16 protein-coding genes, 1 other RNA gene and 1 pseudogene are annotated in these 20,870 nt (G+C 40.2%); 8 read left to right on the forward strand and 10 right to left on the reverse strand.

Translation table 11 applies throughout. From position 1 onward, the window contains the following. Positions 1-62 precede the first annotated feature (62 nt). Complete coding sequence (apt, locus tag L5B71_RS00005; RefSeq protein ID WP_265757748.1) at positions 63-605, forward strand: adenine phosphoribosyltransferase; 543 nt, start codon at positions 63-65, stop codon at positions 603-605. Between the two features lie 20 nt (positions 606-625). Next, positions 626-2,767, forward strand: coding sequence for a DNA polymerase III subunit gamma/tau (dnaX, locus tag L5B71_RS00010; RefSeq protein ID WP_265756209.1), 2,142 nt, complete (start codon positions 626-628; stop codon positions 2,765-2,767). Between the two features lie 996 nt (positions 2,768-3,763). Here dnaX and ssrA read toward each other — a convergent pair. Continuing rightward, positions 3,764-4,130: a transfer-messenger RNA gene (ssrA, locus tag L5B71_RS00015) on the reverse strand. Positions 4,131-4,399: 269 nt separating this feature from the next. Next, positions 4,400-4,666 (reverse strand): annotated as a pseudogene (locus tag L5B71_RS00020) (surface lipoprotein assembly modifier); the annotation flags it as partial. A 113-nt stretch (positions 4,667-4,779) separates the two neighbouring features. Between L5B71_RS00020 and L5B71_RS00025 the strand changes: the two are divergent. Both L5B71_RS00025 and L5B71_RS00030 read left to right on the forward strand, forming a co-directional pair. Next, positions 4,780-5,085, forward strand: a complete 306-nt coding sequence (locus tag L5B71_RS00025; RefSeq protein ID WP_265756211.1) for a transposase — start codon at positions 4,780-4,782, stop codon at positions 5,083-5,085. Beyond that, positions 5,082-5,924, forward strand: coding sequence for an IS3 family transposase (locus tag L5B71_RS00030; RefSeq protein WP_265756212.1), 843 nt, complete (start codon positions 5,082-5,084; stop codon positions 5,922-5,924). Before L5B71_RS00025 ends, L5B71_RS00030 begins: the two co-directional genes overlap by 4 nt. Before the next feature lie 182 nt (positions 5,925-6,106). On the opposite strand, the gene cspE is transcribed toward L5B71_RS00030, so the two are convergent. The 3 genes from cspE to rng all read right to left on the reverse strand — a co-directional run bounded on the left by cspE (position 6,107) and on the right by rng (position 9,721). Next, positions 6,107-6,316, reverse strand: a complete 210-nt coding sequence (gene cspE, locus L5B71_RS00035; protein WP_265756214.1) for a transcription antiterminator/RNA stability regulator CspE — start codon at positions 6,314-6,316, stop codon at positions 6,107-6,109. A 349-nt stretch (positions 6,317-6,665) separates the two neighbouring features. After that, positions 6,666-8,114, reverse strand: coding sequence for a metalloprotease TldD (tldD, locus tag L5B71_RS00040; RefSeq protein ID WP_265756216.1), 1,449 nt, complete (start codon positions 8,112-8,114; stop codon positions 6,666-6,668). A 131-nt stretch (positions 8,115-8,245) separates the two neighbouring features. Continuing rightward, a complete protein-coding gene (gene rng / locus L5B71_RS00045) occupies positions 8,246-9,721 on the reverse strand; it encodes a ribonuclease G (RefSeq protein WP_265756218.1) in 1,476 nt (491 codons plus the stop codon). 133 nt (positions 9,722-9,854) lie between these two features. Here rng and cmoB point away from each other — a divergent pair, with 133 nt between their 5' ends. Continuing rightward, a complete protein-coding gene (cmoB, locus tag L5B71_RS00050; protein WP_265756221.1) occupies positions 9,855-10,820 on the forward strand; it encodes a tRNA 5-methoxyuridine(34)/uridine 5-oxyacetic acid(34) synthase CmoB in 966 nt (321 codons plus the stop codon). Between the two features lie 94 nt (positions 10,821-10,914). Here cmoB and L5B71_RS00055 read toward each other — a convergent pair whose 3' ends face one another. After that, entirely contained in the window at positions 10,915-13,185 is a 2,271-nt protein-coding gene (locus tag L5B71_RS00055; protein ID WP_265756223.1) for an NADP-dependent malic enzyme, read from the reverse strand. 205 nt (positions 13,186-13,390) lie between these two features. On the opposite strand from L5B71_RS00055, the gene rsuA reads away from it, so the two are divergent. Both rsuA and L5B71_RS00065 read left to right on the forward strand, forming a co-directional pair. Next, the gene (rsuA, locus tag L5B71_RS00060; RefSeq protein WP_265756225.1) at positions 13,391-14,086 is read left to right on the forward strand and encodes a 16S rRNA pseudouridine(516) synthase RsuA; all 696 of its coding nucleotides are present in this window, start codon (positions 13,391-13,393) and stop codon (positions 14,084-14,086) included. Between the two features lie 7 nt (positions 14,087-14,093). Continuing rightward, on the forward strand, positions 14,094-15,290 hold the full coding sequence (locus tag L5B71_RS00065; protein ID WP_265757750.1) for a Bcr/CflA family multidrug efflux MFS transporter: 1,197 nt from the start codon (positions 14,094-14,096) through the stop codon (positions 15,288-15,290). Here the strand turns inward: L5B71_RS00065 and cueR are convergent. The 4 genes from cueR to L5B71_RS00085 all read right to left on the reverse strand — a co-directional run bounded on the left by cueR (position 15,285) and on the right by L5B71_RS00085 (position 19,000). Next, on the reverse strand, positions 15,285-15,683 hold the full coding sequence (cueR, locus tag L5B71_RS00070; protein ID WP_265756227.1) for a Cu(I)-responsive transcriptional regulator: 399 nt from the start codon (positions 15,681-15,683) through the stop codon (positions 15,285-15,287). The two genes, L5B71_RS00065 and cueR, sit on opposite strands and share 6 nt — an antisense overlap. A 198-nt stretch (positions 15,684-15,881) precedes the next feature. Further along, the gene (locus L5B71_RS00075) at positions 15,882-16,382 is read right to left on the reverse strand and encodes a hemerythrin domain-containing protein (RefSeq protein WP_265756229.1); all 501 of its coding nucleotides are present in this window, start codon (positions 16,380-16,382) and stop codon (positions 15,882-15,884) included. Between the two features lie 401 nt (positions 16,383-16,783). After that, positions 16,784-18,121, reverse strand: coding sequence for an MFS transporter (locus L5B71_RS00080; protein ID WP_265756232.1), 1,338 nt, complete (start codon positions 18,119-18,121; stop codon positions 16,784-16,786). Positions 18,122-18,196: 75 nt separating this feature from the next. After that, a complete protein-coding gene (locus L5B71_RS00085) occupies positions 18,197-19,000 on the reverse strand; it encodes a gluconate 5-dehydrogenase (RefSeq protein ID WP_265756234.1) in 804 nt (267 codons plus the stop codon). 426 nt (positions 19,001-19,426) lie between these two features. Here L5B71_RS00085 and L5B71_RS00090 point away from each other — a divergent pair, with 426 nt between their 5' ends. Further along, complete coding sequence (locus L5B71_RS00090) at positions 19,427-20,869, forward strand: alanine/glycine:cation symporter family protein (protein ID WP_265756236.1); 1,443 nt, start codon at positions 19,427-19,429, stop codon at positions 20,867-20,869. The last annotated feature ends 1 nt before the right edge of the window (position 20,870 follow it).

Genomic DNA, 20,870 nt, shown 5'->3' on the forward strand with positions numbered 1-20,870 from the left:
TATGCGTGCCGCTCTTTTTGATGCAAAATAGTCGAAAATTTGACCGCACTTTAGGTAATAAAATGAACAAACAATTAGAACTGATTAAATCATCGATCAAATCCATTCCAAATTATCCGAAAGAAGGCATTATCTTTCGCGATATTACAAGCCTTGTCGAAACCCCTGCGGCGTTCAAGGCGACCATTGATTTAATCGTGGCACAATACAAAGACAAAGGCATCACTAAAGTGATTGGTACAGAAAGCCGTGGCTTTATTTTTGGCGCGCCAGTGGCATTAGCATTAGATATACCTTTTGTATTAGTGCGTAAACCGGGGAAATTGCCGCGTGAAACTATCGCGCAATCCTATCAGTTAGAATATGGGCAAGACACCTTAGAAATTCACACAGACTCCATTCAATCAGGTGATAACGTATTGGTTATTGATGATTTATTAGCCACGGGCGGCACAGTAGAAGCCACCGTGAAGTTGGTTGAACGTCTTGGTGGTGAAGTGAAAAATGCGGCGTTCGTGATTAATTTGCCAGAATTGGGCGGCGAACAACGCTTACGTAATTTAGCGGTAACCCCGTTCTCATTAGTGAATTTTGAAGGCCACTAATTATCCTAAGCGAGCAAGGAATGAGTTATCAAGTTTTAGCAAGAAAATGGCGGCCGCAAAAGTTCTCCAATGTGGTAGGGCAAAAACCTGTTCTTACCGCACTTGCTAACGGATTAAATGAAAATCGCTTACACCACGCCTATCTTTTTTCCGGTACGCGTGGTGTGGGGAAAACCTCCATTGCTCGTTTATTCGCGAAAGGGTTAAACTGTGTTGAAGGCGTAACTGCCAACCCTTGTGGTGTTTGCGAACATTGTAAAGCCATTGAAGAAGGGCGCTTTATCGATCTTATTGAAATTGATGCTGCTTCACGCACCAAGGTGGAAGACACCCGTGAATTGCTCGACAATGTGCAATACAAACCTGTGCAAGGGCGTTATAAAATCTATTTGATTGACGAAGTGCATATGCTTTCTCGTCATTCTTTCAATGCCTTGCTGAAAACCCTTGAAGAACCGCCTGAATATGTAAAATTCCTGCTGGCAACCACTGATCCGCAGAAATTGCCGATCACTATTTTGTCTCGCTGTATTCAATTTCATCTTAAAGCGCTCAATCAGCAACAAATCGCTGATCATTTGTCCTTTATTTTGCAGCAAGAAAAGATCCCCTTCGAACCATTAGCCATTGAAAAATTAGCCAAAGCGGCACAAGGTAGTATCCGCGATAGCCTAAGTTTAACCGATCAAGCCATTGCAATGAGCAACGGCAATATAACCCTTGATGCGGTAAATACAATGCTCGGCTTGCTTGATGACAGTCAGTCCATTGATATTTTGTACGCGTTACAGCAGGGCAACGGCGAAGCCTTAATGAAAGCCATTCAAGCGGTGGCGGAAAAAGGCAGTGATTGGAATGAATTACTAAAAGCGGTGGCTGAAAATCTGCATAAAATTGCGATGTGCCAATTATTACCACAAGCGCAAATGAGTGATGAAAGCCACATCGGCTTTTTGGCAAAACATCTTCCACCAGAAGATGTGCAGTTTTTTTATCAGATTATTTTAAACGGACAAAAAGAGCTTGCCTTCGCACCGAATCAGCGAATGGGCGTGGAAATGATTTTATTGCGCGCCTTAGCTTTCCACCCTAAATTAATTCAAGCGGCTCCGACTATGCAGCCTGTGGAACAAGCGAATGAGCGCAATCATACTGCGCAAAGTGCGGGGCAAAATCCGGCAAAATTGGTGGAAATGCCTGTTGTATCACAACAGATCAAAGCAAATTCACTGCCAGAAACTAAAACAATGCCCTCTGCTAGACAGCCAGTTCGTTCCACACAAAGTCATTCATCTTCGCCAGTAAGCGATTCTACTTTCGATATGCTTGATGCGCTAGATCAGCTTTCTAAGCCTACAACGAGCGAAAAAAAAAACACTAACGCCAATAACGCGAAGTTAGCTTCAGAGCCGACGCTTTCCCATTCGCAAGAGATCAGCTTGCCTGTGGTAGAGCACAAATTTACTCAGCAAAAAAATACGGCACGAGCTACTCATAAGGCTGTTTCTCAATCCGCTATTTCTCAACCCACGCCTCAATTAGCAACAGACATTTCCCCAACGACTGCACCAGTGGCTGAAAGTGCGGAGCTAAATCAGCCAGATTTTTCTGCCGATGTTGATCAGGAAGATGAGCTCAATTTGCCAGAAAATTACCGTTGGAGTTGGAGCAATCCCGTCATGGCGGAAGAGCAGGATACCGCTAGTCCATCAGAAATCCGCAAAGCTATTTTGGAAAACAGCACACCAGAATTAAAAGCAAAAGTACTAGCAATGGCAAAAGCACAGGATAAATGGACGGAAATTATTGAACAAACAGGTGTTTCAGGGTTAGCTAAACAAATGGCGATGAATAGCTTTATTATGCATCAAGATGAAAATAAAATGGTTTTAGCTTTACGTTCGCCTCATCAATATCTCAATGAAGAAACTACGCGAAGCGAATTGCAAGAGGCGCTAAGTCATTTTTATCAAAAAAAGATTGACATTATTATTGAAACGAGCGATGACCTAAATCGGCTCACGTCAATGGAGCATCGGAAACAAATTTATCTCAAACTAAAAGCAGAAGCACAGGACGCTCTACAACAAGATCCTAAATTACAACGTCTATGTGAGGAATTTAATGGTGTGTTAGAGATAGAAAGCATTAGACCAGTATAAATTGCGCTAATATTTGGGGATGTATTAGATTAGCAGTTATGTTAGTCTATAAAAGTGAAGATAATTCATTGTAAAATCAAGAATTTTATACAGAGAAAACTGCTAGAATTTTTTTGCGTGACGTGACAGCTCGTTCTGTAGCAAATTTGCAGGGTACTAAATTAGGGTTAATCTAATACTGTAGTGGTACACTAATTTTACAATCCTAGATAGGTGGTAAACTATCATAAAAAGAGGACACTAAAAGGAAAAGAGTATTTAACCTTGCTTACAAAGTAGCCCAGTAAAATTAATCAGTGAGCAAGATTCTTCTGCTGCCTAAGCTTGTTTGGAATTAGGTATAGACAAAACGGTATTGCGTCATTGGATAAAACAAACCCAAGCAGAAAAATAAGGCTATCTATTACCTAGGTCTAAGCCCTGTTACCAGAGCAACGACGGATACGAGAGCTTGAACAACGAATTAAAATACTTGAAGAGGATAAAGAAATTCTAAAAGGCTACTGCAATTTTTATGTCACTCGAGCACAAGGCTACCAAGCGGTAAAGACATTAAAATCGTATGGAATAAAACGTGTTTGTACTCGATTTGCTCTTTCTGAACGAGCTTATTATACCCAGAGAAAGCGACAAGTTAAGCCCAATAAACATTTAGGCTTGGTGGTAGAGATAAAGAGCACTTATTCTTCATTAGATGAAGCTGAGGAATATATTAAACGTTATGTGTTTTACTATAACAGGGTGAGATCACCGCATAGCAATAATCAAGGATTACCGCCAATTTTAGCGGAAAAACCCATCAAGAATCACTAATTTAGTGGAACAATACAATAAATTTATCTCTAATTGTTCCCTCGTTTTCGCCCAAAAGCAGGCGAGGGAACAATGAGGGAACAATCATTAAAAACTAAGGTGAACAACAAAAAAAGTTAAATGATTGATTTTATTGAATTGTCAAAACAGAAAAAACACAGAAAACACTAAAAAACAAAGAATTGGTGGAGCTGGGGGGAGTTGAACCCCCGTCCGAAATTACTCTACCTTCAGCACTACACGTTTAGTCTAGTCTTTAATTTCACTTAACCACTGCGGACAGACACGCGATAGCTAAGCTAGCTTGGTTTAATTTAACGTTTCGATCCTCAAGCGGGGGCGTCCACGCGATCTCGTTTGGGTTTGACTCCTCTTTATCCCCGTCTTACGAGCGAAAGCTGGGGAGAGAAGGCTATGAGCAGGTTATTAAGCTGCTAAAGCGTATTGTTCGTCGTTTGCGACTATTTTTTTGCGGTTTATTTACGAGGCCAACCGCACCTCGACGTGCACCTTGGGCTTCGCTAATCCCGTCGAATCCAGAATCAGCCCCAAAACTTGGTTATTCTAGCAAGAAGTGCGGTAAAATTCAAAATAGTTTTATGGTGATGTGTGTTTATTTATTTGGATTTTAAATGATTTAGGCTAGAAATTATTAAAAAAGTCAAAATTGTCTACTTTCTATCTTTCATCTCAAATTATCATTGTCTGCAGACATAATCCTACGATGAGCAATAAAGTGAAAAGCAATACGTTTTTGCAGTTTATTATCAGAGCAAAAAAATTTAGGCATTAAAGAATGCCTAAATTTTTGTATCAATATCAAAAGCTCTTATCAAACAACAAATTGATATTTTTACTTTGGTAGGCATACATTGAAGGAATATTACTTACTTGTTTCTTCCAACTAAATTGTAATTTAGGGGTAATGCCCCATAAATGCCAATCTCGTTTCCATAGCATTAATTGGGTTTAGTAAATTTTGTCAGAGCGTATTTTCCCTAAGGGCAATATGCCACCTAATTTGGCTTCCGCTTTGTATTGGCGTTGCACAAAAGAAAAAGATAAGCGTGAGGAAATACCTTTTCCCCATTCTTGCCCCTAGCCATTTAGGGCGACCACCTGCCTGAAAGTTTTGTAGTGGTACACTAATTTTACAATCCTAGATAGGTGGTAAACTATCACAAAAAGAGGACACTAAAATGAGAAGAACATTTAGCCCAGATTACAAAGTGGCCGCAGTAAAATTAGTCACCGAGCAAGGTTACTCTATTGCCCAAGCCTGTTTAGAATTAGGCATAGGCGAAACAGCCCTGCGTCGTTGGATAAAACAAGTCCAAGCAGAAAAACAAGGCTATGTATTACCAGGAACTAAGCCACTTTCACCCGAGCAACAACGGATACGAGAGCTTGAGCGACGCATTAAAATACTTGAAGAGGATAAAGAAATCCTAAAAAAGGCTACAGTGATTTTCATGTCACTCGAGCGCAACGCTATCAAGCGGTGAAGACATTAAAATCATATGGAATAAAACGTGTTTGTGCTCTATTTTCTCTTTCAGAACGAGCTTATTATGCTCAGAGAAAGCAAAAAGCTAAGCCCAATAAGCATTTAGGCTTGGCGGTAGAGATAAAGGCGTTATTTGATGAAAGTCGGGGTTCAGCAGGAAAGCGGACTTTAAAGGTGAGATTAAAAAGTAAGGGGATTGAGGTAGGATTAGCCTTAATTCGAAAGCTGATGAAACAACAGGGATTGGTCAGTAAACAGCCACAAAAACGTTGGCGTCAAGGTACATTAGAGAAAGCGTCCACATTGTTTCATAATGTGTTAAATCGGCAATTTAATCCAACCCCAGAGACAACGGTATTATGTGGTGATACAACTTATCTAAAGGTACAGGGGGAGTGGCATTATTTGGCAGTGGTAATGAATTTAGCGCACCGTCAAGTAGTAGGTTGGCGATTACAGAAACAGCATGATTCAATGTTAGTGGTTGGCTCCTTAAATCATGCAATGCTAACAACGGAGAGAACGAGGAGGATGTTGTTTCACTCAGACCAAGGCAGTATTTATGGGAGTGAGTTGTTTATACAATGTGTGAAACAGCATGGTTTGATACAAAGTATGAGTCGCCGAGGAAATTGTTGGGATAATGCGCCGCTGGAACGTTGGTTTAGAAGTTTTAAATATGAATGGATGTTAAAGGGCGGTTATTCTTCCTTAGATGAAGCTAAGGAAGATATTAAACGTTATGTGTTTTACTATAACAGGGTGAGACCGCATAGCTATAATCAAGGATTACCGCCAATTTTAGCGAAAAAAACCTATCAGGGACTGCTAATTTAGTGGATCACTACAATCTTTTAGAGAAAAAATTTGATCTTTATTAAGATTTAAGCAAAAAAGAGAAGGAGGAAGAGGAAAATTTTGTAAAAAATGACCGCACTTTTTATAGGAACAAAAAAAAGCGGAAATAATTCCGCTTTCTTGATTGAATGGTAGATAAGATTAAATTTGCTCTTATAACGCTAAATAACCGCGACATCTACTGCTGAAGGACCACGTTGCGATTCTTGTACATTGTACTCGACTTTGTCACCTTCATTTAAACTGCGGTAGTTATTTCCAATAATTCCTGAAAAATGAACGAAAAGGTCTTTTCCGCCATTTGACGGAGTGATGAAGCCAAAACCTTTATCAGAGTTAAACCATTTTACTAAGCCATGTAATTTAGACATATTGTCTTCCTTATTTTTAAATTTTAAATTTGTATGCTTGAATCAAGCGCTAATGCTAATAACGAGAACTTAAATTGAGATGGGTATTAAGAAAAACTTCAAGGAACAAATTTAGAACTTGTAATGAGGAATAACTGTAATAACTAACTTCTATTAAACTGCTGTCTAGCTGATAAGCATTAGAACACGGTTATTATATTAACGCAAGGTTTTATTTCATTTTTATCAAAATATTTTATTTCTAAATTATTGTGTGCTCCACCTTTCCCAGAGGTTTAAAGGAGAAGTGGAGCAATATCATTTGGAAAATAGAACAGATATAAAAATTAAAAGAACACAATATGTATCCTTAACTTGTTCCCCCTACCGTAATTTTTTCAATTTTTAATGCAGGTTGACCTACACCAACGGGAACGCTTTGGCCTTCTTTGCCGCATACACCAATACCGTGATCGATTTCTACTCTGTCGGCCACCATTGAGATATTTTGCATCACTTCAATTCCGCTACCGATTAAGGTTGCACCTTTTACTGGTTTGGTGATTTTGCCCTTTTCGATTAAATAAGCTTCAGAGGTTGAGAACACAAATTTACCTGAAGTGATGTCAACTTGACCACCGCCAAAGTGCGGTGCAAAAATGCCACGATCGACGGAAGCAATAAGATCGTCGAATTGGCTTTTACCTTCTAGCATATAAGTATTGGTCATTCTTGGCATTGGTAAATGGGCATAACTTTCACGGCGGCCATTGCCCGTAGGCGCAACACCCATTAAACGCGCATTCATTTTGTCTTGCATATAACCTTGTAAAATGCCGTCTTTAATCAATACGTTGCATTGGCTTGGCACGCCTTCATCATCAATTGTGAGCGAGCCTCGGCGATTTAGCAAGGTGCCGTCATCAACAATAGTGCAAAGCGGTGAAGTTACTAGCTCGCCCACTTTGCCTGTAAATAAGGAACTTTCTTTACGATTGAAGTCCCCTTCTAAGCCGTGTCCAACCGCCTCGTGTAATAGCACGCCCGGCCACCCCGCACCAAGCACAACAGGCATTAATCCAGCAGGGGCTGGGATCGCATTAAGATTCACCAAAGCTTGTCGCACCGCTTCTTTTGCAAACGCCACTGCGCGCATTTCGCCATTGTCTATCTCAAAAAACCAATTTAATCCAAAGCGTCCGCCGCAGCCAGCGCTACCACGCTCACGCTTGCCATTTTCTTCCACCAAGACATAAATAGATAAGCGCACTAAAGGCCGAATATCTGCGGCTAATGTGCCATCAGTGGCGGCAATCAGCACTTCTTCATAAATTGCGCTTAAACTGGCGGAAACTTTGGTAACACGCGGATCAGCCGAACGTGCAGTGCGATCCACCAGATGCAATAATTCAATTTTCTTTTCTTTACTTAGGCTTTCCAGTGGATTAATCGCCGCATAGCGTTGCACCGCAGAAACTGTTGTAAACGGCTGTGGCAAAATAAAACTTTGCTGCATAGGCTGCGCAATGCCTTTCACTGCATTGGCACATTGCTGTAAGCTCGCCAAGTTGATTTGATCTGCATAGGCAAAGCCTGTTTTCTCGCCACTCACCGCACGCACGCCTACGCCGCGATCAATATGAAAACCGCCTTCTTTAATAATACCGTCTTCCAATACCCAGCTTTCATCTTGGCTCAGCTGAAAATATAAATCCGCATAATCAATATTGCGGTGATCCATTAGGTTAAACACATTCAATAAATCTTGCGTTGCCAACTGGCTCGGTGCAAGTAGGGATTGAGTTACTTTATTTAGCATTGTTTTCTCTTATCAATAATAAGGGGCGAACAAGCCTGTTCACCCTAATTAAAAAATTTCTAAAATTCAGACCGCACTTTGATTTGTCTTAATTTGTTTGCAAACAAAGTGCGGTGCTTTTTGGTGAAATTCTACATTACCACCACATCAAATTGTTCTTGGTGGTAGTATACTTCAGTTTTTATTTGGATTTGTTTACCGACAAACACTTCTAATTCAGCCACAAGGCCGTGGCTTTCTTCGTTGATCAGATAATCTGCCACCGCTCTGGAAGCATACACTACAAATTTTTCACTATCAAACAGGTGGTGTACGCGGATAATTTCACGCATAATTTCGTAGCAAATGGTTTCTACGGTTTTTATTCGTCCACGTCCGCTACATTCTGGGCATTCATCACATAAAACGTGCTCTAAACTCTCGCGGGTGCGTTTGCGCGTCATTTCCACTAAACCAAGTTGGGTAAAGCCGTTTACACTGGTTTTTACGCGATCTTTCGCGAGCGCTTCTTGTAAGGATTCCAGCACACGAGTTTGATGTTCTTCTTTTTGCATATCGATAAAATCAATGATGATAATGCCACCTAGATTGCGTAGCTGAAGCTGTTGGGCAATGGCTTTGGTTGCTTCAATATTAGTATTGAAAATGGTTTCTTCAAGGTTTCGATGCCCCACGAATGCACCAGTATTGATGTCAATGGTGGTCATTGCTTCCGTTTGTTCGATAATGAGATAACCACCTGATTTGAGATTAACACGTTTGTCTAATGCGGTATGAATAGCATTTTCCACGCCATAGACGTCAAACAAGGGTTGCTTTCCTGAGTGAAGGACCAGCTTGTCCATTAAATTCGGGATAAATTCTTCCGTAAATTGTTTCAGTTCATCAAAGCAAAGATGAGAATCAATGCGGATTTTTTCTAGATCTACCCCGATAAAATCGCGCAAAATACGTTGTGGTAAGGCTAATTCACCGTAAAGCATTGAACGAGTTGGATATTTTGCGCGGCGCTCCATTACTTTGCGCCATAGGCGTTTTAAAAATTCTGCATCTTGCAACAAATCCTCTTCGCTTGCGCCTTCTGCCGCAGTACGAATAATAAAGCCGCCTAACTCATCGCAAAAAGGCAATACTAGATCTTTTAATCGGGCACGTTCTTCTTCACTTTCAATTCGTTGCGATACGCCGACGTGGCTGTTTTCTGGCATAAATACGAGATAGCGAGAGGGGAGGGTGATATCTGTTGTCAGCCTTGCACCTTTGGTGCCAAGGGGATCTTTGACCACTTGCACGACAATATCTTGCCCTTCACGCACAAGTTCGGCAATATCTTTCACGATAAATTGTTTTTTCTCGTTTTCATCTACACATTCTGTGTGCGAAACAATGTCAGATGCGTGCAAAAATGCCGCTTTTTCCAAGCCAATATCCACAAAAGCTGATTGCATTCCGGGCAACACACGCGTTACGCGCCCTTTATAAATATTGCCAACAATGCCCCGTTTGGCTTGGCGTTCGATATGTACTTCTTTCAAAATCCCAGTATCCACAAGGGCGATGCGAGTTTCGCTTGGCGTTACATTAACTAATAATTCTACCGTTTCCATATTAATCTTATTTATTTATTTTTCTGCTGGTTAGTCTAGCGAAAAGGGAAATAGAATAACAGTACCAAATCAGGTAAAATATGACCTTTCTCAAATTTTAACCATTTCTTTTGGAATGTTCAGTTTATAAATTATGATCGATTTTCGTCCTTTTTATCAACAAATTGCAACCAGCTCGCTTTCAGCTTGGCTGGAAACACTGCCCGCTCAACTTAAACAGTGGGAAAAGCAAACCCACGGCGATTATGCCAAATGGGCAAAAATTGTAGATTTTCTGCCTGATTTGCACGCCAATCAGATTAATTTAAAAAGTGCGGTGCAATCTGAGGGCGATTTTGAACTCAGTGCAGGCGAGCGTCAGCGTATTATTTATCATCTCAAGCAATTAATGCCTTGGCGCAAAGGGCCTTATCATCTTTATAGCATTCATATTGATTGCGAATGGCGTTCTGATTTCAAATGGGAGCGCGTACTGCCTCACCTTGCGCCACTCAAAGATCGCGTGATTTTAGATGTGGGCTGCGGCAGTGGCTACCATATGTGGCGAATGGTGGGGGAAGGGGCAAAAATGGTGGTGGGCATTGATCCTACAGAATTATTTTTATGTCAGTTTGAAGCGGTGCGTAAATTGCTGAATAATGATCGCCGCGCCAATTTAATCCCCCTTGGGATTGAACAAATGCAACCGTTAGGCGTGTTTGATACTGTGTTTTCAATGGGGGTGCTGTATCATCGCAAATCGCCTTTTGAACATTTTACGCAATTGAAAAATCAGCTAAGAGCAGGCGGTGAATTAGTGCTTGAAACCTTAGTTATTGATGGTGATGAAAACACGGTGCTTGTGCCGCAAGATCGCTACGCCAAAATGAAAAACGTGTATTTTATCCCTTCGGTCAACGCCTTGATTTTATGGCTAGAAAAAAGCGGATTTCACAATGTGCGCTGTGTAGATGTGGCCGTAACCAATCTTGAAGAACAACGTAAAACCGAATGGCTAGAAAATGAAAGCTTAATTGATTTTCTTGATCCACAAGATCATCGCAAAACCATTGAAGGCTATCCTGCGCCTAAAAGAGCGGTGATTTTAGCAAATAAATAATTAGAAAAAACACCGCATTTTTATCTAGTTATAAGCAATATAGAATAAAAATGGGAGCAAAATCAGCTGCTCCCATTCCATTGATTCTTGATCTTTATACTTCTTGCTGTGCTTTCACTGCAGCGACCGCCACCATATTGATAATACGGCGAACAGAAGACGCTGAGGTTAAAATATGCGCAGTTTTATTTACGCCCATTAAGATTGGTCCAATGGTGATTGGTGTTGCTGTGCCTTGTAGCAAGTTAAGGCTGATTCGCGCTGCTTCCATTGTTGGCATAATTAGTAAGTTTGCTGCGCCTTTTAACGGGCTATCTGGCATTACGTCTTTGCGTAAACTTTCGGAAAGCGCAATGTCGCAGTGCATTTCACCGTCAATGATTAATTCTGGCGCTTTTTCACGTACAAGTTTTAACACTTCACGCATTTTCACTGCATTTTCATCATTGAAGCTGCCATAGTTAGAATGGGAAACCAATGCCACTTGTGGCTCGATACCAAAACGGCGAACTTCTGCCGCAGACATTAAGGTGATTTCTGCTAATTCTTCCGCTGTTGGATTTGGATTAACGAACGTATCGGCGATAAACAAGTTGCCTGTTGGTAACACCAAACCATTGACAGTAGCGGGAATTGCACCTGCTTTCACACCAGTAAAATCTTTGATTGCCCCTAAATGAGAAGCATAAGGTCCAACCAATCCACATAGCATTGCATCTGCTTTGCCAAGTTCTAATAACACGGTGCCAAGTGCGGTTGGATTATGCAACATTTTACGTTTTGCGCCTGATGGTGTCATTCCTTGGCGTTTTAGCTTGTCGTGATAACGTTGCCAGCATTCGTCATAGTAAGGATTGTTTTCAATGTCGATAATGTCAAAATCACGTCCAATTTCAAGATGCAAACCAAGTTTTTTGATTTTTTCTTCGATGATGTGCGTACGCCCTAACAAAACAGGTTGTGCAATGCCTAAAGTGGCAATTTCTTGCACGGCGTGAAGTACGCGCGTTTCTTCGCCGTCTGTTAGTAAGACGCGTTTTTTGTCTTGTTTTGCTTGGGCGAACACCGGTTTCATAAATAAATTCGTTTTGTAAACGAATTGAGTGAGTTTTTCTAAATAGGCATCAAAATCTTCAATCGGACGAGTTGCCACACCGCTATCCATCGCCGCTTTCGCGACCGCAGGGGCAATTTTCACAATAAGACGTGGATCGAACGGTTTTGGAATTAAGTAATCCGGCCCAAAAGAAATTTCTGCACCACCATAGGCAGAAGTAACCACTTCGCTTTGCTCAGCCAAGGCGAGATCCGCAATAGCATACACCGCAGCTAATTTCATTTCTTCATTAATGGTGGTGGCGCTCACATCTAATGCACCACGGAAAATGAATGGGAAACAAAGCACGTTATTTACTTGGTTTGGATAGTCTGAACGGCCTGTACAAACAATCGCATCAGGGCGAACTTCTTTGGCAAGTGGCGGTAAAATTTCAGGTTCTGGGTTCGCCAAGGCAAGAATCAGCGGATTTGGTGCCATCATTTTAACCATTTCTTGGGTTAATGCCCCTGCGGCGGAACAGCCAAGGAAAATATCACAATTCGGCATTGCGTCTGCTAAGGTGCGCGTGCCGTTATCTTCAATGGCGTAAAGCTTTTTGGTTTCGTCCATTCGTTCATCACGACCGTTGAAAATCACGCCTTTAGAATCGCACACGGTGATGTGTTCTTTTTTCATTCCAAGAGAAACCAGCAAGTTCAAGCAAGCAATAGAGGCCGCGCCTGCGCCTGATGCCACTAATTTTACGTCTTCAATTTTTTTATTTACAATGCGTAAACCGTTGATCACCGCGGCGGCTGAAATAATGGCTGTGCCGTGCTGATCATCGTGGAATACCGGAATATTCATTCGTTCACGCAATTTTTGTTCAATGTAAAAACACTCAGGGGCCTTGATGTCTTCTAGGTTAATACCGCCGAAAGTTGGCTCAAGTGCGGCGATAATTTCTACTAATTTATCAGGATCTTTTTCATCAATTTCAATGTCAAACACATCTACGCCAGCAAACTTTTTAAATAGCACGCCTTTCCCTTCCATTACGGGTTTGCCTGCTAATGCGCCGATATTGCCTAAACCTAGCACCGCTGTTCCATTAGAAATTACCGCAACAAGATTACCGCGAGACGTGTATTTATATGCGTTGGCAGGATCTTTTTCAATTTCTAAACAAGGCTCAGCCACCCCCGGTGAATAGGCTAAAGCGAGATCACGCTGCGTGGCGAGAGATTTGGTTGGGGTAACTTCAATTTTTCCCGGTTTTGGAAATTCGTGGAAATCAAGCGCCGCTTGGCGTAATTGTGCGTCCATAAAACAGTCCTTATAACAATTTGAAAAGGTTGTGAGAGTAATTCAATACTCTATTATAGGCAAAAAAATCAGAAAATCTGTGATTTACAACACATTATTTACAATTCATTCACAAAATCAACCGCACTTTTGTTTTCGCTCTAACTAGGGTTTTATGCCGAGATGTTGTACAATATTTCGTTTTTATTAATGAGAAAATCACGCAATGAGATTAGATAAATTTTTAGCCGAACAAACAGGGCTAACGCGCACTCAAGCCAATAAAGCGCTACGTCAAAGTGCGGTGCAAATTAATGGAAAAATTGAGAAAAACGGTGCAACCAAAGTGAGTGCAGAAGATGAGATTTACTTTGATGGTGAACGCCTTAGTTGGTTTGAAGCAGGGCATTACATTATGCTGAATAAACCACAAGGCTATGTTTGTTCCAATGATGACGGCGATTACCCTACAATTTATCAATTCTTTGATTATCCCCTTGCTGGTAAATTGCACAGTGCGGGGCGGTTAGATGTGGATACTACAGGACTGGTGTTGCTTACCGATGATGGGCAGTGGTCGCATCGCATTACGTCACCAAAGCATCATTGCGAGAAAACCTATTTGGTTACCCTTGCCGATCCTGTAGAAAATCATTATCAACAAGCCTGCGCTGAAGGCATTTTATTGCGTGGTGAAAAACACCTCACTAAGTCGGCAAAACTTGAGATTATTGATGATTACAATGTGAATCTTACCCTAAGCGAAGGGCGTTATCATCAAGTAAAACGAATGTTTGCTGCTTTAGGCAACAAAGTGATTGGGCTGCACCGCTGGAAAATTGGCGATGTAGTGCTAGATGAACAATTGGAAGAGGGGGAATACCGCCCTTTAAGCGCAGAAGAATTAAACGCATTAAAATAAGGATAGCATTTTGAGCGAAAAAACGATTCATAAACCCAGCTTTATTTTTATTTTGACCCTTGGGCTACTTTCAATGTTGCCACCGCTTGGAGTAGATATGTATTTGCCTGCCTTTTTGCGAATGTCGCAAGATTTGCACGTTAGCCCGGAACAAATTCAGCATACCCTAACCTTTTTCGCTTACGGTATGGCGGCAGGGCAGCTTTTCTGGGGGCCGGTGGGCGATAGCTATGGGCGTAAACCCATTATTCTGCTAGGTGTAATTGTCAGTGCTATTACCGCGTTAATTCTCACGACAATTAATCAAATTGGCAGTTTTACCGTGTTACGCTTTATGCAAGGTTTTTTTGGTGCCGCACCAGTGGTACTTGTTGGTGCGTTGTTGCGCGATCTTTTCAGCAAAAATCAACTTTCGCGCACAATGTCCACAATCACCCTTGTGTTTATGATAGCTCCACTTGTTGCGCCAATTATCGGTGGTTATTTGGTTACTTATTTCCATTGGCACTCTATTTTTTATGTGATTGCAGTAATGGGGGCATTGAGTACCTTGTTGGTGTTTTTCATTATTCCTGAAACCCATAAAAAAGAAAATCGTATTCCCTTACGTTTAAACATTGTAGTGCGCAATTTTGTGAATTTATGGCAGAAAAAAGAAGTGCTAGGTTATATGTTTATGAGCGCCTTTGGCTTTGGTGGCTTGTTTGCTTTCTTAACCGCAGGATCGATTGTGTATATCGGCATTTATGGTATTTCCGAGCAAAACTTTGGCTATTTCTTTATGCTGAATATTAGTGTGATGACCTTAGGGTCATTTTTAAACGGGCGTTTAGTTACCAAAGTAGGTGCAGAAAAAATGCTGCAAACAGGTTTGATCATTCAATTTATTGCGGCGATTTGGCTATTATTAGTGGTGTTTTTCGATCTGGGTTTTTGGTCAATAGCGATTGGTGTGGCACTGTTTGTTGGGCAGAATTCGCTCATCAGCTCAAATGCAATGGCATCCATTTTAGAAAAATTCCCTGCAATGGCTGGTACGGCGAATTCAATGGTGGGCAGCGTACGTTTCGGCACGGGCGCTTGTGTTGGATCGCTTGTTGCATTAATGAAAATTAACAGTGCCGCGCCAATGCTTTTAACGATGGTTGGTTGCTCATTTTTAGCGGTAAGCTGCTATTATTTCTTAACCTATAAACGCCTATAATTTCGTTTTTTCCGTTAGCTCTGAAAGAATAGAACAATCAGGGCTATCATTTCCTTGGCAAGAACAATGCCAGCGTTGCAATAAATCTAACATTTTTTGTAAGCTCGCAATTTTATCTTTTAGCTCTGTAATATGTTGTTCTGTAATGGCTTTTACTTCGCGACTAGTACGATTAGGATCCTGATTTAGCCTTAACAATTCACGAATTTGTTGTAATGAAAATCCCACTTTACGCGCATTACTGATAAAACACAGCTGATTTAAATCCTGCTCAGAATAAAAACGATAACCTGATAAGGTACGTTGTGGCTCTGGCAATAATCCCGCTTTTTCATAATCTCTAATTTGCTTGCTAGAGAGTCTAGCTTTTTCAGCTGCTTGACTGATATTCATACTATATATCTTTCTATTTGGTCAAAAATAAATAAGTCATATTACATAATGGTTTTGTTTACTACTTTTTTATCAAGAGACTGTAGATTTTACTTATCTATATTTTCTATCATAGCTTCTATGAGTGTTATATCCCAAATAAAATAAAAAATATTGTAAGACAACGATAATAAATAGGTGAGATACACCACCTATTTATTATTCACTTAATACTTTTTTGAATAAAATGTCATTTTCTGTATAAATGTGTTCTTGCAGGTCATCGCAAAATTCCTGAATACCTTGATAAAGGTTACGCCAAGAACAGCAAGCATCAGGTGGTGGCGTCATATTATTTGTGAGAGAACGTAGTACTTCAATCGTGGCATTATGTTCATCATGTTCAAATTCCATTACCTGAATTGGCATTCTTGCCATCATATAATTTCCAGCTTGAATCATAGGGAACAAAATTTGTTCTTCTTTCATCATATGACTGGATAGGTCTGCGTAGGTATTTTTCAAGGCATTAGCCAAACCTTTCGGGCAATCGGTGAGATTACTATGGCGTTCTTCTACTTTTTCTGCGAGAGGAATAAGTTCCTCTAACTGTTCTCGATGACGTTGATGAAAACGTGATAAAATATGTGAGATAGTGTCAGAATAACTGGCATCTTTCCATTTTTCTTCGGCTGATTTCATTCTATTTTCTAAAGACATAGCTTAACCTTCATTTTAGTAGTTAAAATCTGAGTTAAATAGTAAGGTATTTATATCAAAAACCAAAATAGTTTTAGAAAAAAACGTAAAATTTATGATCTATATCAGATTTAGTTTAGTGAAATTGAATAAAGATAAATACTGGCTTTGATGCTTTTCTTCAGTATTTTGCAAAATATTGTAAACCATTTTTCTTTTATTTTGACATAATATCAAAATCAACGTGGATAGTAGCAAGATGATTGTTTTAACAAGCTGTGCTAGGTAACTGAAAAATTACCCATTTAGGATAAAATACCCTTAATCAGAAAAAAGAGATTAGTTTACTTATCTAGCTTAGTTCATAAAAAATGTAGAAGCTCAAAAGTGAGCTTCTACATCTTAGTTTAAAACGCATATAGCTACATTGCATCTTCTTCAATGAATAAATCACGGTCTTTTGTTTCAACGGTATTATAGGTTGTAAATACAGTAATCATCATTAACAGGCTCATAAAGGCAGCTACTGCTTGCCAGCCACCGAAATAAGCAAGAATAATTGATGAGAACATTGGTACTAATCCACCACCAATAGCTCCGATCTCACGAGCAACAGTTAATGCACTGTAACGATAGCGAGAGCCAAAAATTTCTGGTAATTGGGGGCTTTGTACTCCCATGGCACCTTCTGCTGGAAACCAGAAACAGAAAATCATAATTAAGCCGATTAGAATTGGTTCACCTGTATTTGCCATCATAAAGGCAAAGAATGGGAAAATGCACATTATGATAGAGTAAATTAATCCTGCTTTACGGCGTCCGATTTTATCAGAAAGCCATCCACCGAACAGCCCGCCAAAAATCCCAACTACTGCTCCAATTGCTGTTGCAGTTGAGAAAATAGCCCCTCCATCTGAGCGAACATAGTTTACAATATAGCCGCCTAGAAATGCTTGATACATAAATGAATGTCCAACACAAGGGAAAGTGAAACCAAAAACACGTAGCATATTTTTACGCGAATGTTTCCACGCTTGTACCAGCGGCATAGCTTGTTTTGCTCGTTCTTTGAATTCTTTCTGTTTCTCAATAAAAACTGGTGATTCATGTAATTTTAAGCGCATCCAAATAGCAAAAGCCGTGACAAAAATAGTTAATAAAAATGGAATACGCCAACCCCAAGTAATTAAATCATTACGATTAAGGCTGATAAGAATTATGGTCCATACTAAACCACCTACAACGGTACCAGCACTTGCACCAGCCCATACATAGCTTGCTGTAATACCACGTTTACCGATAGGTGCTATTTCAGTCAGGTAGGTTGTACCAGAAGTATATTCAGCACCAACCGCAGCACCTTGTATACAACGACAGATGATCAAAAGTATTGGTGCCCAAATGCCAATGCTGTCATAAGATGGAATCAAACCAATACTAAATGTAGCTAATCCCATTAATAATACAGTTGTTGATAATACCCATTTGCGCCCACGAGTTTCCCCTAGATGAGAAAAAATTAATCCACCGATTGGTCGAACTAAAAAGCCCACACCGTAAATACCGAAAGCGGAGATTAAACCAATAATGGGAGAAACGTTAGGAAAGAAAACTTGACCAAAACATAATGCTGAAGCGAGAGAGAAGAGCGTCATTTCCATCTGATCGAGAGAGGTGCCGATGGCTGCACCAAATTTAGCTCGCCAAAGTTGTTTATTGAATTCTGACGATGAGACGTTTACTGCATTTTGATTATTCATATTTACCTCCTATTAGTCCGTATGAATAATAAAATATAGAGTGTGGGTAAAAGATTACCCACACCTAAGCAATGTCTATGGCTGTTTACCAATATATGCTAAGATACCACCATCAACGTATAAAATATGACCGTTAATGAAGTTTGATGCGTCAGAAGATAAGAACACTGCCGCACCCGCTAAATCTTCTGGGGTTCCCCAGCGAGCAGCAGGGGTTTTGGCGATGATAAACTGATCGAATGGGTGGCGTGAGCCGTCAGGTTGTTTTTCACGTAATGGCGCAGTTTGTGGTGTTGCGATATAGCCTGGACCAATACCATTACATTGAATGTTAGCTTCACCAAATTCTGAACAGATATTTTTGGTAAGCATTTTTAAGCCACCTTTTGCAGAGGCGTACCCTACAACAGTTTCACGACCTAATTCGCTCATCATTGAGCAGATATTGATGATTTTACCGTGTCCTTTTTTAATCATTGAAGGTAATACGGCTTTTGACATAATGAATGGACCAGTGAGATCGATATCGATGATTTTACGATAGTCCGCTGCGCTAGTTTCTAACATAGGAATGCGTTGGATGATACCGGCGTTATTTACTAAAATATCAATCACGCCAACTTCTTTTTCAATTTTTTCGATGTGTTCCTTAACTGCAACTTCATTGGTTACATCGAATAAGTAGCCATAAGCTTCAATCCCAGCGTCTTTGTAAGCAGCAAGGCCTTTTTTCAGGTTTTCTTCGCTTACATCATTGAATACAATTTTAGCTCCTGCTTGACTTAATGCTGAAGCAATGGCAAAACCGATACCATATGAGGCACCTGTTACTAAGGCGATTTTACCTTTTAATGAGAATTGTTCTAAAATGTTTGACATAGTTGCTCCTTAAACTCCTTAAATTAGGTTGTCATTGAAATGTATTATTTAGACAAGCTTATTTTAAAATTATTAAACCGTTATTTCAATTTTATTATAGCTGATTATGAGAAATAGAATGTGATGTAGCTCACATTTTTATTAATTGCACTCAATTTTTTATGCCTTATGGCATTTTTGACAGCCTGTTTGAACGAATAATCAACAGTTTCATCTTTATCTCTGTGTTTATCTTTGTGGTGAGCTTGATGTTTTATCACTCTTTAGCAGATGTAAATAATATATTTATTAATAAAGTGCGGTAATTTTTTGAAAAAAATTTAATAATATATGTTTTTTTGATTTTCTATTCTATTTTTTATCCTAATTATTCTCTCTTTATATAAAATCCATTAGAATGTAGCCTTTCATTATGAGGAGAAGTTTATGATTGAGCAAATTATCAGCAATGTAGAACACGCCTTGATGTGGTTTGTGGATACATTCGATGGCCCTATTTGGGATATTACAGTGATTACTTTGTTAGGGGTAGGTATTTTCTTTACACTAACGACAGGATTGGTTCAGTTACGTTTATTTCCACAAAGTCTACGTGAAATGTGGTTTGGTCGAGCCTCTACCGGTGATTCTTTAACACCATTTCAGGCATTTGCTACAGGATTAGCCAGTCGCGTAGGAGTAGGCAACATTGGTGGGGTTGCTACAGCGATTGCGCTTGGCGGTGAAGGTGCGGTTTTCTGGATGTGGGTAACAGCATTGATAGGAATGTCCAGTGCAGTGGCAGAATCCTCCCTTGCTCAATTGTATAAATTGAAAGATCAAGACGGAGTAAGTCGTGGGGGGCCTGCTTATTATATTGTACAGGGCTTAAAATCTCGCTGGTTGGCAGCGTGTTTTGCGATAGCGTTGATCTTTACTTTCGGTTTTGCCTTTAATGCAGTGCAATCAAATTCGATTGTTGAAGCGACAGGAAATGCGTGGAAATGGAACCCTACTTATGTAGGAATTGGCTTGGTAATTTTAACTGCCTTGATTATTTTTGGAGGCGTTAAGCGAATTGGAAAGGTCTCAGCTCGAGTTGTACCAATGATGGCGCTATTTTATTTAATTATGGCGGTAATCATTATGGGAATGAATATTGAAATGATCCCAACCGTGCTTTCTAATATTGTTCATAGTGCCTTTTCTTTTGATGCGATGGCTGGTGGTATGTTCGGGGCGATCTTTTCTAAAGCAATGCTAATGGGAATTAAGCGTGGTTTATTCTCGAATGAAGCAGGTATGGGTTCTGCACCAAATGCTGCGGCTTCTGCGGATGTTAAGCACCCAGTAAGCCAAGGGTTGATCCAAATGCTTGGTGTGTTTGTGGATACTATCATTGTGTGTTCTTGTACCGCAATCATCATATTGCTGTCAGACAACTACGGCGGTGAAACACTGAAAAGCATTTCTCTCACGCAAAATGCGCTACAATATCACGTTGGTGAGTTTGGTTTGCATTTCCTTGCATTCATCTTATTGCTCTTTGCATTTTCTTCGATCATTGGTAATTATGCCTATGCAGAAAGCAATATCCGTTTTCTGAAAAACCGCCCAGTGGTAGTGTTTATTTTCCGTTTAGTCGTGCTATTTTTCGTGTACTTTGGTGCGGTAAATTCAGGCAATGTCGTATGGAGCTTTGCGGATACCGTGATGGCGGTAATGGCATTGATTAACTTGGTCTCTATTGTGTTGCTTTCACCGATTGTTTGGACGTTATTAAAAGATTATCAACGCCAAATTAAAGCAGGTATCCGTGAGCCAGAATTTAAAATTGAAGAGCATCCAGAGCTACTTAAACGTGGCGTGAATCCAGATGTTTGGAAATGAT

It is taken from the genome of Avibacterium sp. 21-586 (genome assembly GCF_026226775.1).
Taxonomy (GTDB): domain Bacteria; phylum Pseudomonadota; class Gammaproteobacteria; order Enterobacterales; family Pasteurellaceae; genus Avibacterium.

Excerpts from the sequence above, each read along its gene's own strand:
- L5B71_RS00075 (WP_265756229.1), bottom strand. The coding sequence starts at position 16,382 with ATGTCTTTAGAAAATAGAATGAAATCAGCCGAAGAAAAATGGAAAGAT.
- dnaX (WP_265756209.1), top strand. The coding sequence starts at position 626 with ATGAGTTATCAAGTTTTAGCAAGAAAATGGCGGCCGCAAAAGTTCTCC.
- L5B71_RS00025 (WP_265756211.1), top strand. The coding sequence starts at position 4,780 with ATGAGAAGAACATTTAGCCCAGATTACAAAGTGGCCGCAGTAAAATTA.
- cspE (WP_265756214.1), bottom strand. The coding sequence starts at position 6,316 with ATGTCTAAATTACATGGCTTAGTAAAATGGTTTAACTCTGATAAAGGT.
- cueR (WP_265756227.1), bottom strand. The coding sequence starts at position 15,683 with ATGAATATCAGTCAAGCAGCTGAAAAAGCTAGACTCTCTAGCAAGCAA.
- L5B71_RS00085 (WP_265756234.1), bottom strand. The coding sequence starts at position 19,000 with ATGTCAAACATTTTAGAACAATTCTCATTAAAAGGTAAAATCGCCTTA.
- rsuA (WP_265756225.1), top strand. The coding sequence starts at position 13,391 with ATGAGATTAGATAAATTTTTAGCCGAACAAACAGGGCTAACGCGCACT.
- rng (WP_265756218.1), bottom strand. The coding sequence starts at position 9,721 with ATGGAAACGGTAGAATTATTAGTTAATGTAACGCCAAGCGAAACTCGC.
- L5B71_RS00080 (WP_265756232.1), bottom strand. The coding sequence starts at position 18,121 with ATGAATAATCAAAATGCAGTAAACGTCTCATCGTCAGAATTCAATAAA.
- cmoB (WP_265756221.1), top strand. The coding sequence starts at position 9,855 with ATGATCGATTTTCGTCCTTTTTATCAACAAATTGCAACCAGCTCGCTT.
- apt (WP_265757748.1), top strand. The coding sequence starts at position 63 with ATGAACAAACAATTAGAACTGATTAAATCATCGATCAAATCCATTCCA.
- L5B71_RS00055 (WP_265756223.1), bottom strand. The coding sequence starts at position 13,185 with ATGGACGCACAATTACGCCAAGCGGCGCTTGATTTCCACGAATTTCCA.
- L5B71_RS00090 (WP_265756236.1), top strand. The coding sequence starts at position 19,427 with ATGATTGAGCAAATTATCAGCAATGTAGAACACGCCTTGATGTGGTTT.
- tldD (WP_265756216.1), bottom strand. The coding sequence starts at position 8,114 with ATGCTAAATAAAGTAACTCAATCCCTACTTGCACCGAGCCAGTTGGCA.